Source organism: Mycobacterium simulans (assembly GCF_900232995.1).
In the GTDB taxonomy this organism is placed as follows: domain Bacteria; phylum Actinomycetota; class Actinomycetes; order Mycobacteriales; family Mycobacteriaceae; genus Mycobacterium; species Mycobacterium simulans.
Genome location: NZ_OCVX01000003.1, coordinates 680,663 through 696,722 on the forward strand (window position 1 = coordinate 680,663; position 16,060 = coordinate 696,722).

A 16,060-nucleotide genomic window follows, 5' to 3' on the forward strand; every position below is an offset into this window, starting at 1 on the left:
GGGGGTATCGGGGGCAGCAGATATGGGGGGGACTTGGCCAGCCGATCCGATCGATCCGCCGGTACCCATTCCCGATGTCGCCGGCGCCGACGCCGGCGCCGAGGGGTTACCCCCGCTCTCGGCGCTGTCGGTCCGGCAGCGCCTGGTCGTCGAATCCTCGGCGATCGGAGATATCGCGATGCGTACTGCCGCCGCATCGGTACTCTCCACGACGGTAGCGCCGGCCGTCATCGTCAGCGTGCTGCGCCGCGCGGGTTCCGGTGGCGAGCGCGGCAACCTGAACTTTTACGCCGAACTTGCGGCCGAACGTGATCCGGCGAAGTCGTTTCCGACGCCAACCACGCCTCCCAAGATTTCGTCGCGGCCGGCAAGTCCGCTCGCGGAATGGATCGCGCACGGCACCGTCGACAACATCTCATTCGCCAGCAGCTTCCGGGCGATTAACCCCAACCTGCGCAAACAATGGAGCGCGCTGAGTGCCAACAACATCGTGCGCGCGCAGCACTGGCGCCACGACGACGGGCCGCGACCCACGCTGTGCGTCATCCATGGCTTCATGGGTTCGTCCTACTGGCTAAATGGGCTGTTCTTCGCGCTGCCGTGGTATTACCAATCCGGCTACGACGTCCTGTTGTACACATTGCCATTTCACGGCAAGCGGGCCGAAAGACATTCGCCGTACAGCGGTTTCGGCTTCTTCGCTAGCGGGCTCAGCGGCTTCGCTGAGTCGATGGCACAGGCGGTTCACGACTTTCGTTCTCTCGTTGACTATCTGCGCCGCATTGGCGTCGAGCACATCGCGCTGACCGGAATATCGTTGGGAGGTTACACGTCGGCGTTGGTGGCCTCGGTTGAAAACCGGCTCGAGGCTGTCATCCCCAACTGCCCCGTCGTCAGCCCCGCGAAGCTATTCGACGAATGGTTCCCGGCCAACAAGCTCGTCCGGCTGGGACTGCGGCTGTCCAACATCAGCCGCGATGAGTTGGAGGGCGGGCTGTCCTACCACAGCCCGCTGAACTATCGGCCGCTACTGCCCAAAGAGCGCCGGATGATCATCACCGGTCTCGGCGATCGGATGGCTCCGCCGGACCACGCCGTGAAACTTTGGGAACATTGGGACAAGTGTGCACTGCACTGGTTCCCAGGCAACCATGTCCTACATGTGAGTCAGTTGGATTATCTGCGGCGGATGACGCCGTTCCTACACGGCTTTATGTTCGGCTAAGCGCTGCGGGCGCGGGCCAGGTCAGTCCGGTCAGCAAGTCGGCGGGTGCATCGGTATGCCCGTCAAGCGGTTGCGTGGCCACCGGATCCAACGCCAACAGTGCCGGAAGTTGGCTTCCGCGTTGCGAAGTCAGACCGTCCAGCGGCGCGCCGCCCCCGGGTCGCGTATCCGTCCGGAAGGCGCACGCCGCGGCAACCGTGTAATGGTGTGGGTCACCGGCGATCTCCAGTACCGTCCAGGTCTCCCGTGCCGGATACGACCGGATTGCGTTCATGGTCTCGGGCAACGACCTATCGGCGCTGACCCGGTATGCCGCAACGTAATCCGAGTCACCTTGCCGCACGCCGTTCCACGTCTCGCGGGATTCCTGCGCAACCGGCCGCGGGATGTCTTCGGGCGCAACGGTGCTCGCTTCCCAGCCGATTTCGCGGAGGTGGTCGGCGAGCCGGCGGGCGGCGACCTGGGCGGTCTCGTGTAGCGGGATACGTGATGAGCGCGCCTGCAGCGCCGCTAGGTTATGGGTGGCCGCCACCGTCAGCCCGATCCAGGTCTGAAGTTCGTCGGCCCCGGTGTCGCGGCTGGTGATTCGGATCTTGTCGGCACGAATGCCGTAGCAGTTGAGGTAGCGGGCGATCAGCGGCAGCGGAAGCACGCCGGAGTCGGACGGCGGCGGCCCGACCCGCAACAGCTCCGTCGCGCGCGTGTCGGTTCCGGGCCCGGGGACGCGACGCCGCCGACGGCCGAGGATCGCAAGCCCGCGGCGCAGGATCGTTGTGAAGTACAGCCCGCGCCACCAACCGAACAGCAGGACCACCACGGCGGCGGCGATACCGAGCAACCAATAGTCGCGTGGCGACTGCCAGGGGTAGGCCAGCGCGACGGGGATCACGGCCAAAAGCGCCAATGTGACTCGGCCGGTTCCGGGACGCGGGATGCTCACGGGGTGGGCTCCTTTCGTCGACGCACGATCGCCACTACCGCTGCGGTGGCGGCGACGAGCAAAGTCAGGGCGGCCGCACCGGCGAATGCGACATTGCGCGGTGTGGTGTCTTTAGGTGCCGGTGCCGGGGGGATTGCGACCGGCTTTGCCTGCGCCGTAGCGGGTTGGTCGCCGGAAGGCAGTTGCCAGGTCAGGGCCGCCACCGGGTCCAGGACGCCGGCGCCGACGACGTTGGAGGGATCCCGCGCGCCGTTGTGTGCGGTCGCGGTGATGCGGCGCACCACCTCGGTCGCGGCCAGCCCGGGATACCTGCTGCGCACCAGCGCGGCGACGCCGGAAACGTAGCCGGCCGCGTAGCTAGTGCCGCTGAGAGCGACCAGTTGCTGATGCTCGTCGGGCAGACCGTTGGCCAGCCCGCCGCCGTCGGCATTACTGACCGACGCGATGTTTTCGCCGGGCGCTGCAATTCCGACCCACGGCCCGGCCATGGTGAATTTCGACGGCCGCCCGTCGGCAGCCAGTGAGCCCACCGACAACACATACGGCTGCCACCACGACGGGACGGAGACCGACGTGACAGCCGCCCAATTACGCGGATCGTCCGGACGGCTCAGATCGGTGAGCGGATTGGAGTCACAGGACGTTCCGCCGGCCACCGATCCGGTCGGTCCGCTATTGCCGGCGGCCGCCACGATCACCGCATCCTTGTCCACCGCCGCATACCGGATCGCCGCTCCGAGCGCAGCCTGGTCGACCGTTCGGTCAGCCGGCAGGCAGGTTATCGCGGAGATGTTGATCACCCGGGCGCCAAGGTCGGCCGCATGGACGATCGCCCGGCCCAGCGCCGCGATGTCGAGGGACGCGCGCGCCAGCAGCGGATCGTTTCCCGGTGTTCGAGGCGAGAACTTGGCAGACGTCACCCTGATGGACAGCAGTCGCGCAGCGGGCGCGACGCCCGAGAAGCCGTCGTCCCGACCGGGCGGGCCCGGCTGGCCGGCGACGAGCCCGGCGACCAGGGTGCCATGGCCGTCGCAATCGGTCAGGCCGTCGGTCGATTCGACGAAGTCACCACCGGGATCGACGTTGGGCAGGCGCGGGCCTGGCCGCACCCCGGTGTCGATGATCGCCACCAACTGGCCTTCACCGCGAGAAAACTCCCATGCCGCAGGCAGATTCAGCATTGTCTGGCTCGGCGACGGGACGCCTGGATCGGTGCCCGCCATGACTCCGGAAACGCTGCATTGACCCCGTTGTTCCATCGGCTGCACCGGCCCGGGCGTTCCGCTCGGTGGTTGCGCGGCGGCATCGACTACCGGCGGGCTGATCGCCGATGCCGGTGGAGCGGCCCACACTGCGACAGCCAGAGTCGCGGTGCAGCACGCCGATGCGGCACGCATCATCGATTGAGCACCCAGCTGAACAGGCCGACCAGGTAGGCCATCACGGGAATCAGTGACGCATCCAAACCCGCGGCAACGAAACCCAGCAACCGGCGCAGCGGCAGCGAATAGCTCTCCGGCGAGGCGATTCCCGGATTCAGCGCGACCCCAAGCCATGCCAGGGTGAGCCCGGTGAGGACCAACACCGCACCGAAGGCGGCGCCGTAATGTCCGGTCGAGGTGTAGACCACCAACAGGATTCCGGCCACCAGGTACGGCTGAGCGAGCAGCCAGGCTTTGCACACCGCGGAATCCCACACCCGAGCACGCAGCATGGCGGTGGCCGCGGTCGCCGCCACGACGTACCAGCCAACACCGCTGAGCGCCTCGGGGCGCACCCCTATTGCCACCGACCCCAGGACACTGAGCAGCACTGCGGCAGCGATGAAACCGCTTTGGTGGGCGTCGCTGACACGCACCCGCCGCGGCAGGTCCTCGAGCACCCGTAGCGAAGGAGCCGACGGAGTGGGATCCCCCGGAGCCGGGATGACCGGCAACGGGAAGCGTGCCCACAGCGCGGAAAGCTGGGCCGCCTGGATGGTGACCAATAACGCGGCCACAACCAGCCCGCAGCCGATGCTCAGCATCGGCAGCCGCCAAAGCAACAGCGCACCGGCTGCCGCCAGCACCCCGGCCCCGACCACTGCCACCGCGGTGAAGAAAGCGACCACGCGCTCACGTTCAGCGCTGGGGATCATCAGTGCGATCAGCGACCACGCGGTTACACCGGCAGCGCCCAGTAACACCTGGGCCGGTCCGAATCTCCCGGGCACCGCTAGTGCCAAGGAAGCGCCGATGGGCACCAGCGCTGCGATCGACAGCGCGACACCCGTGCGGGCTGCACGGGGCGTGATCAGCAGACCGGCCAACGCAACGACAGCCGCAATCCCGCCGACCGCCAGCAGGCCGGCCAGCGCACCGGTGGCCACCCGGTAGCTGACCGCCAGGCCAGTTGCCACGATGGCCACACCGATCATCGCCGCCAGCGCGCCCCGCTGGATATGCGTTGCCCCCCAGGGCTTTAGGCGAGAGTTGGAGAAGATCATGGCGGCGTCGGCGATGTCTTCTACGATGCCCGGCGCGGCCGGTCCGGCGGGAACCGGCTGCAACGCAAGCAGATCACCGTCGACGACTCCGACCGTGTCCAGGCTGGCGTCCAGGCTGAACGGTGCGCCTCCAATGGGCGCCAGGCTCACGTGCACGGCCGCACCGGAATCGGCCTCCCCAGCATCACCGTTTTGGGTCGCAGGAACCACCAAACGCTGTACCGCGGGCAGGATTTCGCGTAACGGCAACTCTGCGGGCAGGGCCATCTCCGTCAGCCTGCTGTCCGCGAGTATCGCGACGCGGACGATCGGCATGACGGTTCCGGACGTCACTGCGACCTCGAAAGGTGTTGGCGCTGGTACATCGTGCTCTCTTTCTGCTTTCTGTTACTGGGCGGCGGAGAAATCTCGGGACATCCGCTGGCCGGGGAACCAGTGCCCGTCCGGCAAGCAGGCCGTCAGCTGTTCGAGCGCTCTGGCGATCGCAAACGGCGTTCCGGGGCAAAACGTCGAGACCCACTCGCCGTCGAACGCCTGGGACGGACTGACCAACACCCGGCCCGCTGTCGTGTCGACAATGCTCACCCCGACCTCGGTGGTGGTGTGGCGGCCGTCACGGTTGCAGCCGGCGACGATCTCGACGTAGCTGCGCGGTCCGGAAAAGACAGACTCCACCACCGGTCGTGCCGATGCCGGGATACCCAGGTAGTCAATGACTTCCGCGAGCGGAATGCCGGCCCGCAGGCGCTCGTCGGCCCGGGCACCGACCCGCGTAGGCATGCTGAACTCCTCGAACCGGGCCGGCGGCCGTTGCGCTAGCCCGACGTCGAGGACGGGAACCAGCGCCCGGGGATCGTCGATGTCCATTGCGGTGAAGGTGATCAACTGCGCGCTGCGCAACGCCACCACGGTCTTTTCGGTGGTCGATCGCGGGGAGGTGCCATCGCATTGCGCGACAATGCCGCGCAACAACTCGTCCGGGCCGTCGGCCGAGGTCGGCCCCACATAGCGCAGGTCGAGCCACCGGTCGGGAAAGCACACCGCTTTGATCCAGTCGGCGACCGCCGGGTTGATGACGCCGGCTTCCGACAACAGACCCATCCGGGTCAGTTCATCCTTCTGTCGGTCGAAGAACGCGGTCCGCTGGGCGGCATCACAGTAGGGCGTGGTTATCGCGAGCACCCACGGGAAGCTGCCCGCCCCAATGGTTTCCGCGATGAACCAGGCGTGGTCGACCGTCAGCTCGACGGCATTGGGCTCCGAACGCATCTAAGTGGCTAGCCGCCCCATTTGGCGGCTTCGGCCCCATCCCGAGCCATCATGGCCATAGTGTTGGCTTCGTGCGTGCTGGCCATGGACTGATAGGCCCGCACCAGGTCCTCCATGGCCTGGTTCCACTGCGCCTGCCACGTCTGGTACGTCATCCCGGTATCGCCCTGCCAGGCGTTCGACAAGGCAGCCTGCTCGGCGGCGATATCCGCGCCCAGCCCCTGCATCGTGCCGGCGTAGCCCGCCATCTCCCCGGCATGCCCCAGCATCGCCGGGTAGTTGTACATGATTTGCGACATCACAAGTCCTTTCTAAGAATTCGGGAAGCGGATCAGAACCCGGTGTAAGTCGACGCGGCCGCGGCGTCGGTGGCCACATAGGTGCCGGCCGCGTCGCCCAAGTTCGCCTGGGCGATATCCAGCAGGGCGTTGACCCTGGCCGCTACCTCCACAAAACGAGCATGCGAAGCCTGAAACGCCGCCGCGGACTCACCCTGGTGGAACGCCTGCGCGGACATCGCTGCCTGCTCGGCCTGACCAATCGTGTGCCGCATCAACCCCGCCTTGGCGCCGAACGCCGCTTGCGAGGCCACCAACTGCGGAATATGCGCATCCAAAAGACTCATAGCATCTCTCCTTTCAACACTTTCGGGTTTGTCACGCTGTAGGCCGTCTCGCTAACTTTCGTGGCCCCCTTCCTCTGAACCGTGGTCCCAGGTCCCCGGCACCATTGGCATTTTCGGACCGCCACCAAACTCGTCACCGGCCAACGCCGTCAACCCCGCCGCCCGCAACAAGGTCTCTTTGGGTGCCGTCCCGGCAAACCCCAACGAGCCGGCCCCCGAATCCGAAGCCTGCGCCCCGTAATCCGGTGTGACACCAATATCGGAGTCCATATCCAAGAATTCGTCACTGTAGTCGCGCAATTCGGCCCGCCGTCGCCGCTTAGCCCGGGCCTGGGCACGACTGACCGCGGCCGCACCAGCCGCTGGAATCGTCGCCGCCGGCGCCTTCACGCCACTGCGGGGCCCCAGCGTCGGCCCGAACTCGGGCCCCCAATCACCACCACCGCCCACCGCATAGGCGACGCTCGCGGTGGCCGGAGCCGTCGCCGCCGGCGCGGCCCCCGCCGACGCACCCGCACCCGCTCCTGCCGGCGCCCCGGCGGGGCTGGCAACCGTTGGCGCTACACCGGCCACCGGCCACACGGAGCTGGCGGCGGCGGCAACTACTGGCGCCGCCCCGAACAAGGGCACCGCAAGCGGTCCGAGTTGAGCAGGCAGCAACGTTATAGCGCTAAGACCCAGGCTGAGCCCGATCGGCAACAGGAACGGAGAACTCAACACCATGCCCCAGGTCGGCCAACCGACCAGGTTGAAAAAAATCTGATAACCCAGCGCGAACAGCAGCGGTCCGTAGGTGATCAGCGCCTGCACCGGATTCGTCAGGAAGGCGATGATGATCTTTATCGTGTTGCCAATCGGATCCTGCAGGAACTCGAAGATAAGTTCATACATCCAGGCGAAGGAATTGATGTATGCGCTCCACAGCTGCTGGAGCAGCTGCAAGAGCCACTGCCAGGGGTCTGCGGCCGCCGCCGCTTCGCCGGCTTGCACCTGGGCCGCGTTGGCCGCGAGTTCAGTGACACCACCACCGGGATTGACCACCGTCGGTGCCGGGGTCGTGCGCGGCGCCGACGCCAGCGCCGCACCCGAGGCCGCCTGATAAAGGCTCATGGTGGCGGCGGCCTGCATCCACATCCGCACGTAGTCGGCCTCATTGAGCGCAATCGGAATCGTGTTGATTCCAAAGAAATTCGTCGCCACCAATACGCCATGGATGACGTGGTTGGTGGCCAACTCGGCCAGCGTCGGCATTGCCGCCAACGCGGCCGTGTACGCTGCCGCCGCGGCTTCGTGCTGTGCCGCTACGCCTGCGGCATCGGCGCTGGCTTGCAGCAGCCACGCCATGTAGGGCACGTGCGCGGCCACGTACTGCTCGGCACTCGGACCCTGCCATGCCCCGGCTTGAACGGTCCCCAGGAGCCCACTGAGTTCGGCTGCCGTGGAAGCATATTCGGCGCTGAGCGCGTTCCAGGCTCCGGCAGCCGCCAATAGCGACCCCGGACCCGGTCCGCTGCTCAGCAGTGCCGAATGCACCTCCGGCGGCGAAGCGATCCAGATGGGCCCAAGGGGGGAAGTCATTCTCAGGCGCCCGCGATCCCGTAGGTAGCCGCGGCCGCCGCGTCACCGGCGAGATAGCTGGCGCCGGAATCACCCACCCCCACACCGGCGCGCCCCAATTCTTCAACACCTTGGGCGGCGACGACGGCATGTTCCTGCCCCTGGGCGCTGAACCCCGCCGCGGTCTGCAGCGACACCGGATCGGCCGCCGGCGGAACCACCGCGGTAATCAACGGCGCCGCGCTCGCCTGCGCTGCCGCCAACCGCGCCGTCAGCGCCTCCACCGCCGCGCTGGTCGCGGCCAGTCCCTCGGGAACCACTCGCAACGTCATGACTAACTTCCCTCCTGTTGCGTTTCACCGGATATCGCGGCCTCCCCGACCAACGGGTTGACCAGCTGTACATAGGTCGGGGTGTCACTGTCGCCCAGCAGCATCGCCCGACCCGCGGGCAACCGGGCGAATCGGTGGCCCCTAATCTTTCCGCTGTCGGCCGGGTTACCCGCCAGCATCAACGTGGTCGCCTGCAAGTCGTTGAAGCGGCGCAGCAACGGGCTGGTCATCAATCCGTGCGCGGACCCGGAGGCGCGCGCCGTGATGATTACCCGCAGCCCCAAGTCGCCTGCCTGCGCCAGCAGACCAATAAGGGGGGTCCATGGTCGCTGACCGATGTACGGGCCACCGATTGCCGGCGAATCCGGTATCTGATCGACATCATCGATGATCAGGTAATGGGTATGGCCGTCATAGGTCCAGCGGGACAACTCGGCCGTCGACATGCCCGCCGGCGGCTGCCGCGACTCGATCAGGTTGGCCAGCCCGAGCATCGCGGGGATGATCCGGTCGATGTTGGCCGTGTACTCGTTGTCGGAGAACAACGGTTCGTCGACGAGGTGCAGCCGCCGGTCGAGAACGGTGAACGCCACCTGGTCGGGCGTGGAGTGCTCACGGATCGTCCGGATGATGTGGCGCAGCAGCGTGGTCTTTCCGGACTTGCTGTCTCCGAACACCATCAGCAGCGGGTTCTCGGCGAAGTCGAGCACCACCGGAGCCAGGTCTTCTTCACGCTGGCCGATCACGACTTGTCCTGGGCCACGGTGGAGCGCGCCGACGGCTTCGGGCGCGAGGTTGGTGGGCAGCAACCGCACCGGTGGAGCGGTCACGCCGGGGTGGCGGGCGTTGATTGCGGCCACTGTGTTTGGTTCGGAGTCCAACGCGGGGCTCGCGAACAGGAAATGCTGTGCGGCCATGGTCAATCCGCGCCCAGGCTGGTCGTGCGGGACGGCTTCGGCCGGGCGGCGCAGCGCACCAACCACCCGCACGTTGCTGTCGCGCGGGTCGTGCAGCTTGAGCTCGAGGCGCAGACCGAGCCCGTCACGCATCGCCAGCGGTACCTCCAGCCAACTGGGCGTGGTGATGATCACGTGGATGCCGTACGCCAACCCAACGTTGACAAGCTCGGTTACCTTGGCCAGCAACGGATTGCGGGTGTTGAACTGGTCAGTGTTGTCGCGGCCGAAGGCATACAGGTTGTCGATGACCAGGAACACCTCGCCGAAGCCGTCATCTGCGGGCGAGCCCGCAGCAGCACCATTGCCGGAACCGTTTGTCGTCCGGTCACGGAACGCTTCTCGTTGCTGCCGGGACAGCAGCAGCTGCTCCAGCTCACCGAAGGTGCGACGGATACGTTCGGGTTCCACCGCCGAGGCGACACTGCCAACGTGTGCGAGATGCGCCAGCGCGCGTAGCTGCCCACCTCCGTAATCAAGGCAGTAGAACGTGACGTCACGCGGTGAGTGCAGGCTGGCGGCCGACAGGATAAATGTCTGCAGCGCGGTGGATTTGCCGGATTTGGGGCCACCGTGGATAACCATGTTCCCGGCCGACGACGTGGCGTCGAACACCAGCGGGTCGCGGCGCATCTCGAAGGGCTTGTCGATCTCGCCGAGCGGCCAGCGCCACTGCCGTCCCGGCACTCCCGCGTGCGCCAGCACGGCGCTCAGCGGGATCGGCTCGTCCAGCGGCGGCAACCACAGCTGGGGCGCGCGCGGCCCGTAGCATGCCAGCTGTTCGCCGATGGTCGCGATCAGCTTTCGGGACGGACCGACCGGTTCTTCCTCGTCAGCACTGGCGATCACGGTGGCCGGATCCGACTCCACCGCAGCGGCCGTGAACATCTTGGGTTCTGGAACAGACTGCACCACAAGGGATTTAGCTCTCTGCGGAGGTTCGTAGATGCCGTCGACGTAAGTGCTGCGGAACTTGATCGGGGACGCACCGGGCGCAGGCACCAAGAAGCCCACGCCCTTGTGTTCTTTGCCCGACTCAATGTGGTACGCGTCCTCCACGCCGATGATCTGGCGAGAAACGCTGGGGCTGGCCACCTTCAAACCGATCCGGTAGGAGGTGTTCTTGTCGATGTCTTTGATCTTGCCGACGTCCAGCGTCTGGGACGCGAACAGGATGTGGATGCGGAACGAGCGGCCCTTGCGTGCCACGTAATCGAACAGTTCCGCGTATTCCGGGTGATCGGCCAGCATCAGCGTGAACTCGTCGGCAACCACGAATAGCGTTGGGATCGAGGGTAAGTCGTGTCCGGCCGCCTGAGCGTTCTCGTACTCCGTCACCGAGTTGAAGGCACTGCCCTGGATCCGGCGTCCGGCCTCGCGCAGCAGCATCTCGCGCCGGGCCACCTCGCCGCGCAGCGTGTCGGCGAAGCGATCGGCGAGCGACTTCTTTTCGGCCATATTCGAGATCACCGCGACAACCTGCGGGAAGTTCCGGAAGCTGTCGGCGCCGGCCTCACCCTTGAAGTCGGCATAGATGACGATCAGCCGGTCCGCGGAGTGAGTGGTCAATAGCGACAACAGGATCGCCATCAGGGTCTGCGACTTGCCAGAACCGGTCATACCGATCATCAGGCCGTGCGGACCCATCCCGCCCTCAGCTTCGTCCTTGAGGTCGAAGAACAGGGGCTCACCGGTGGCGGTGACACCGATCGGGACCCGCAACTCGTCGTCACGACGTCGCGGCGCCCACAGCGCGGGCACATCCAGTCGGGAGGCATCCGGGATGCCCAGCAACGTAGTGAAACTCGCGCCGCGGGTAGCCGCTGAGCGTAGTCCGGCGTGCGTCGGGTTGGAGTCCCACCGCGACAGTCGCCGAGCCAAGTGAGCGGCCTCGTCTGCGCCGAATTGGTCAGCATCGTCGATGTAGGGCTGCCAGCCGCCGGTCTGCCACCGTTCGATGGCACCATCGGCGACACGTAGGATCGGCTTTTCCGGATCCGAATACTGCTCGCGATGCGGCGGTGTGGCGCAATAGTGCACCACGGTGACACCCGCCCGACCCACCGCCAGTGCCGAGGCCTGCATGTCGAAGTTGGGGTCGTCAACGACAATCAACAAGTGCCGCAACGCATCTGCGGGCGCACCAGTGAACGCGGGACGGTCGACGAGAGCCGGACCAAGCCGCTCGACCAGCTCATCGGGGTCGGCGCAGAGGTAACGCGCTGGGCCGACACCGTCGACCTGTCCGGGAATGTCCACATGGGGCAACCACTTCAACCAGGACCAGTCGCGGCCCTCCAGTTCGCGGGTGGCCAGTGCCACCCCGAGAACCGTCGGGTCGTGCCAGGTCACCGCCTGAGCCACCCAGGCGCGCAACGTGGCGCGCACCGCGGCCGGGTCTCCCCCGACAGTTATCCGCGAAACCTTGGTCAGGTCGATTCCGGTCGGCACGTCGCGGACGGTGCGCTGGGTGTCCAACAAGCTGCGTAATGCGCTGTGACACACCGGTTCCAGGTCAATCTCGTCAGCGATGTCGTTGACCCGTAGCGCAATGGCCAGGGGTGCCGTATGCCGGCCGGCCCGCACCACCAGAAAGTCGGGGTCGTGCGGGTCACGCTCCCACTGGCGACGCGACCCCGGCACAGCTGCCAGAGCCGCCGGGTCGGGGTGGGACCATTGCGCGGCCGCGCGCTGTTCGGCCGCGGCGGCGCGGATGTTGTCCCGGATCACCGACAGGTAGCGCAGATAGTCGGCCCGCTCTGCGTCCACCTCCTCGGTGCGCATCTTCTTGCCGTCGCCGCGGTAGAGCGCGGTTGCCGCCAACAACAGCACGAACGGGAAAAACAGGGTCTGCGGGGAGACCAGCCGCATCCCGGTGGCGACCAGCGCGACGATCATGCCGACGATAAGGATCCCGATCAGATACGGCAGCGCGCGCCGGAGCAGCGACGGTGGAATCACCCGCGGCAGCTCGGGAGGTGCCTCGATGGTGATAGTGCCCTTGCGGGTGCTGGGCGGCGCCAACCGCCGCCGAGCCTCGAAGATCAGTCTGCTCATCGCGGCTCTCCCCCGCTCGCTACCTGGCGACCGGGTTTGCTGTCCGGCGGCAGCCCGTCGTGTGCCAGCAGTGCGTCGGCGCGCGACAGCGTCGGGCCGGGCGCAAACAGTGACAGCATCGACCACGGAACCGAGAGCGGCGGCCAGGTCAGGCCAAGGGCCTCAATCGTTTTGCCGTGGCCGCTAGCTCCCGAACCCGCTTCAGCCTCGGTGTCAATGCCGTAGCGCACGCCGGTGTCGGAGACCCAGAACAGCGACCCGGTCGCAGGTGCCGTCGCGCCGCCACCGACGGTCTGGGTGAAGTAGCCCGTGCCCGGTGCCAGCGCTACGCGGGTGGCCACTCCCGGTGAGCCACCGCCGACCAACTCGACCGTGCGCACCGCGTCGGGCACCGGAAGCGCGGAACCGGACAACAAGCTCAGTGAACTAGTGGCCGCTCCGGCCGGCTTACTCCAGTACGCGCAGGTGACGGGATCGCGGGACACGTCAACGAGATTGACCGGCAGGACGGGAAAACCCGCGGTGTCCAGCAACCGCGACACCGGCAGCTTGGCCACCTCGTCGGCCCCGAGCCGCGGAGGCTGTTGCAGCCCATAGGAATTGGTGTTGCGCAGAACGGCGGCCAGCACCGGCGAGATCGGCTGCAAGCCGTCCGGCAGCACCGCGTAATACACGGTGTCGGATGGTGTCCTGTCCAGGGAGTACGCCGTCACGACCGCCCCGATCGGCGCCGGGACGGCGAAATCCGCCGGGCTGCCGGCGCGCGGGATGGCCGGTGCCGTCAGTGCCGGCGCCTCGGGTATCGCGTTGAACAGCCCCGAAGCGATGGGCCGCGGTGCGGGTATCTCAGCCTCCAAGCCGAGGGCGCTGGTGACCGCGTGGTCTGTCAGATCGATCCGGCTACGCTTGCCCTCCCACAGCAGCCAAGTGCTGGTGCCATCATCGACCAGGACCGCCTGCCCGGAGCCGAGCGTGGCCGCCCGGGCGCCGGTGCTGTCCGGCAAACCCGCGATGACCGTGACCCCCATGCTGTGGACGGCACGCCCGGTTCCGCTAAGGGTGTCGCAGACCGTCCAGTTCGCGTCGTGGGAAGTGCTCTGCACCATGCGCTCCGGTGCGCCCGGGATGCCGATCAGGTTTCCGCGCGGAAATCGGTCCAGCTCAGCACTTTTCACTGTCACCGGGTTAACCGGCCGACCGGCGATCAGCCGGGCCGACGTCAGGTTGAGCACGGGGTGCAGTTCGTCGCCCACGCGCACGTACAGTGCAGCGGTGGACCGATCGGCGAGCACCGCATTGTTGCCCGCCTGCCCGTTGGGGCGGATGAGTGAGAACACGAAGCAGCCAACCACTCCAGTGATCAGCAGCAGCACACCCATCAGGATCGCGCGTGATTGAGTGCGCAATGGGTCCACGAGCATCCGAGTGTCGTGTAACGCGATACCGGCGGCGATCCGGCGCATCACGAACCGCCAACCGGTCACCTGGTGTCGGGTGACGAATCCGCGGCGGTAGACCACCTTGTCAGGGTTGTCATTGACGGGGGTGCGGGAAGCGAACGAACGCCGCGCGCCGTCGCTTTCGGGGCCCCATTCGCCGTCGGCCTCATACTTGGTCATGCCGGCACCGAGAGCCCGAGGCCACGCAGTAGCGGGTCTACCGATCTGCCAACGTCCTCGGCCGTGATGGTCATCAGCTCCTCGTCGCTAAACTCACCGGTTCCCGCATGCTCCGAATGGTCCAGCCGGAACTCACGTTCTTCTTCCGAGCGTTCGACGATGTTACGGACGAACCGGCCGTTGCCAGCAATGTCGAGGCTGCGTCGCGAGATTCCGTTGGAGTCGGGTGTCGACGCCGCCGCCAACTTCGCGAACAATGCCTCCAAATCCCCGAGGGCGGACTGTTCAAAGACACTGTCGCGCTGTTCGGCCATCTTGTGGGCGATCTCCACTAACTCGTGTGACGTGTACGACGGGAAGTCGATGCTGCGAGTGAACCGCGACCGCAAACCCTCGTTGGTGTCCAGGAACTTGTCCAGATCGGCGCGGTAACCGGCGATGATCACCACCAGCCGGTCACGGTCGTTCTCCATGCGGGCCAGCAACGTGTCGATAGCCACCAACCCGAAGTCGTTCTTGGCGCCGGTGGCCACCAGGGCGTAGGCCTCGTCGAGGAACAGCACGCCGTCGAGTGCGCTGTCGATGATGGCGTTGGTTTTGGCCTCGGTCTCGCCAATGTGCTGGCCGATGAGGTCTGCGCGGTGTACCTCTCTGATGTTTTCCCGCTTCAAAAGGCCTAGGCCGCAATAGATTTTGGCGACGACCCGGGCGATGGTGGTCTTGCCGGTTCCGGGCGGTCCGGCAAAGATCAGATGGTGGGTGCGCTGGGCCACCGTGAGCCCACGCTGCTTACGCACCAATTCCATTGCCACCGAACTCTTTAGCCGCGACACCTGGTTCTTGACCTCGTCCAGTCCGATGAACTCGGCGAGCTGGCGCTCCGCCTCGTGCAGCAGCGTGGCCTTGCGTTCGTGAGCGGCTGGGTCAATGAAGTCGTCCGCGCTGGGCTCGGTAGCCGGATCCCACGGATCGGTGCGGGCGTCAATGCGAGCCGCGGTCGTGGTCGCAATCCCGAAGCTGGTGTCGGACAGCGCGTGCTCGACCTGCTCGTTCTCGGGGTTGGCCGCATACAGGTCCTGCAGCACTTCGCTTGCCGACTCCTCGTCGACATGCACCCGCAACACTAAAGCCTTGGCCAAAGCACCGTCGACGGCCGCGACGGGGACGGGGCCCTCGGGCTCTTCGAGATACGACAATGCCGGCGCGAACATGCCCAACCGAGCTAGCGCCGTTCCCAGCGTGATCTTCGCCGCGTGCGCGAAGGCCTCGTCGAGCTGGGGATCGTTGACGATCGGCGTGAGTAGCTTGACGACGTCCGACCAGCGCTCGGCGCGGTAATTGATGACGACCGCCACCCAACGGGCTTCGCGCCAGCTCGGTCGGCGGCCCGCGATATCCGTGACAATGTGGTTGGCCTTGGCAAAGGCCCCGGAATCCCCGGTGCAAGCCAGCGCCGCTGCATACGCGAGGTGGAAATCGTCCGCGTCGGTCGCGCGAAACCGCAGGTACAGGCCGGTGTCGTAATGGAACCCCAGAGCTTTCGGCGCAAGTTCGACCTGACGCTGCAAGACGCCAGCCGTGGCCGAGGTCCGCGAAACCGCTTCGAGCACCCCGATGGACTGATCGCCCGCGGCGGCCAACCCGGTCCACGCGTCACATTCGCCATGGGCGATGCGGGCAAGCGCACTGAACCCCGACCGGGCGGCCGCCAAGTCGGCCGGGCGTTGACGCTGATAGACAGCGATGCCCAGGGCCCGGCAGCAAGTGGCAAACCGGCTGACGACGTCCGCGTCTACCTTGCTAGTTGCCCCGACCGGAGCGGGTTGAGCCGCAAGCATGCCAGTTTCAACGCTTTCCACGCCCCCGCCGTCTCCTGCACTCAACACTGCCATTGGCATATACCGCCTGAAGTTAGCCCCGAAGTTAGCATTGCATAAGCTAACTGTCGAGACGGCCGATCCAAGTCGATTCGTCGCTGCGCTCCCAATTTAGCGG

General features: G+C 66.4%; 12 protein-coding genes. 1 reads left to right on the forward strand and 11 read right to left on the reverse strand.

The genetic code is table 11. The features are described from left to right. The first annotated feature begins 22 nt into the window (after positions 1-22). Entirely contained in the window at positions 23-1,225 is a 1,203-nt protein-coding gene (locus MSIMFI_RS03915; RefSeq protein ID WP_191498010.1) for an alpha/beta hydrolase family protein, read from the forward strand. Here the strand turns inward: MSIMFI_RS03915 and eccE are convergent. From eccE to eccA, 11 genes are all read right to left on the reverse strand, one after another. Beyond that, positions 1,212-2,165 (reverse strand): type VII secretion protein EccE, encoded by a 954-nt coding sequence (eccE, locus tag MSIMFI_RS03920; protein ID WP_191496209.1) that lies wholly within the window; start codon positions 2,163-2,165, stop codon positions 1,212-1,214. The genes MSIMFI_RS03915 and eccE overlap by 14 nt on opposite strands. After that, complete coding sequence (gene mycP, locus MSIMFI_RS03925; RefSeq protein ID WP_191496210.1) at positions 2,162-3,565, reverse strand: type VII secretion-associated serine protease mycosin; 1,404 nt, start codon at positions 3,563-3,565, stop codon at positions 2,162-2,164. The genes eccE and mycP overlap by 4 nt, the downstream gene beginning before the upstream one ends. Further along, the gene (gene eccD, locus MSIMFI_RS03930; RefSeq protein ID WP_191498011.1) at positions 3,562-4,965 is read right to left on the reverse strand and encodes a type VII secretion integral membrane protein EccD; all 1,404 of its coding nucleotides are present in this window, start codon (positions 4,963-4,965) and stop codon (positions 3,562-3,564) included. Before eccD ends, mycP begins: the two co-directional genes overlap by 4 nt. 72 nt (positions 4,966-5,037) lie before the next feature. Beyond that, positions 5,038-5,919, reverse strand: a complete 882-nt coding sequence (locus MSIMFI_RS03935; protein WP_191496211.1) for an ESX secretion-associated protein EspG — start codon at positions 5,917-5,919, stop codon at positions 5,038-5,040. An 8-nt stretch (positions 5,920-5,927) separates the two neighbouring features. After that, positions 5,928-6,218: a WXG100 family type VII secretion target gene (locus MSIMFI_RS03940; RefSeq protein WP_186241298.1), complete on the reverse strand. Its 291-nt coding sequence runs from the start codon at positions 6,216-6,218 to the stop codon at positions 5,928-5,930. Positions 6,219-6,250: 32 nt separating this feature from the next. Next, complete coding sequence (esxG, locus tag MSIMFI_RS03945; RefSeq protein WP_186241297.1) at positions 6,251-6,544, reverse strand: type VII secretion system protein EsxG; 294 nt, start codon at positions 6,542-6,544, stop codon at positions 6,251-6,253. Positions 6,545-6,595: 51 nt separating this feature from the next. Beyond that, positions 6,596-8,122: a PPE family protein gene (locus tag MSIMFI_RS03950; RefSeq protein WP_191496212.1), complete on the reverse strand. Its 1,527-nt coding sequence runs from the start codon at positions 8,120-8,122 to the stop codon at positions 6,596-6,598. A gap of 2 nt (positions 8,123-8,124) precedes the next feature. Then, positions 8,125-8,433 (reverse strand): PE family protein, encoded by a 309-nt coding sequence (locus tag MSIMFI_RS03955; protein WP_186241295.1) that lies wholly within the window; start codon positions 8,431-8,433, stop codon positions 8,125-8,127. A 2-nt stretch (positions 8,434-8,435) separates the two neighbouring features. After that, positions 8,436-12,446, reverse strand: a complete 4,011-nt coding sequence (eccCa, locus tag MSIMFI_RS03960) for a type VII secretion protein EccCa (protein ID WP_191496213.1) — start codon at positions 12,444-12,446, stop codon at positions 8,436-8,438. Further along, a complete protein-coding gene (eccB, locus tag MSIMFI_RS03965) occupies positions 12,443-14,065 on the reverse strand; it encodes a type VII secretion protein EccB (protein ID WP_191496214.1) in 1,623 nt (540 codons plus the stop codon). Before eccB ends, eccCa begins: the two co-directional genes overlap by 4 nt. After that, positions 14,062-15,957 (reverse strand): type VII secretion AAA-ATPase EccA, encoded by a 1,896-nt coding sequence (gene eccA / locus MSIMFI_RS03970; RefSeq protein WP_396819391.1) that lies wholly within the window; start codon positions 15,955-15,957, stop codon positions 14,062-14,064. Before eccA ends, eccB begins: the two co-directional genes overlap by 4 nt. Positions 15,958-16,060: the final 103 nt, after the last annotated feature.